1 protein-coding gene is annotated in these 975 nt (G+C 67.0%); it reads left to right on the top strand.

From position 1 onward, the window contains the following. On the top strand, nucleotides 1-975 hold a 975-nt coding region (locus tag BRX37_RS26285; protein ID WP_125990373.1), incomplete at both ends, for a phosphoenolpyruvate carboxylase.

Here is a 975-nt window from a genome sequence, read left to right as displayed (position 1 = left end):
CCGCGGTGGCCAAGCTCGAATCGCATGGCATCGGCAAGGATGCGGTGCTGGAATTGCTGTCGCACAGCCTGATCGTGCCGGTGCTGACCGCCCACCCGACCGAGGTGCGGCGCAAGAGCATGATCGACCACAAGAATCGCATCGCCGACCTGATGCAGCTCAAGGATGCCGGGCGGACCGAGACGGATGATGGCGAGAATCTGGACGAGGCGATCTTCCGTCAGATCGCGCTGCTGTGGCAAACGCGCCCGCTGCGCCGCGAGAAATTGTTCGTGCAGGACGAGATCGACAATGTCCTGACCTATTTCCGCGACATCTTCCTGCCGACGCTGCCGGCGCTCTATGGCCGGTGGGAACGGGTGCTGGGCGCGCGGCCGCACAGCTTCCTGCGGGTGGGCAACTGGATCGGTGGCGATCGCGACGGCAACCCGTTCGTCCAGGCGCCGCAGCTGCGATCGGCGCTGGGCCGCGGCTGCGAGGCGGCGCTCGCTTATTATATGGAATCGATCCATGCGCTGGGCGCGGAACTGTCGGTTTCGACCGAACTGGCCCATGTGCCCCAGGCGGTACTGGACCTGGCCGAGGCGAGCGGCGACGCATCGCCCAGCCGGCAGGATGAGCCCTATCGCCGGGCCATTTCCGGCATTTATGCGCGGCTGGCGACCACCTATGTCCATCTGGTCGGCAAGGCGCCGCCGCGTCCGTCGGCACTGAAGGGCGAGCCTTACGCCGCGCCGGGCGATTTCCGCCGCGACCTTGTCACTGTGGCGCAGGGGCTGGCGAGCGAGGGTGATGGCGCGCTGTCGACCGGCGGCGCGCTCGGCCGGCTGATCCGCGCGGTCGAAACCTTCGGCTTCCATCTCGCCACGCTCGACATGCGGCAGAATAGCGACGTGCATCAGCGCGTCGTTGCCGAACTGCTGAAGGTCGCCGGGGTCGAGGCGGATTATGCCGGGCTGGACGAATTTGCCCGCA

The sequence above is a fragment of the Sphingomonas sp. S-NIH.Pt3_0716 genome (genome assembly GCF_003950715.1).
Taxonomy (GTDB): domain Bacteria; phylum Pseudomonadota; class Alphaproteobacteria; order Sphingomonadales; family Sphingomonadaceae; genus Sphingobium; species Sphingobium yanoikuyae_A.
The sequence above is the reverse complement of the archived record's forward strand: the minus strand, read 5'-3'. Positions and strand labels throughout refer to the sequence as shown.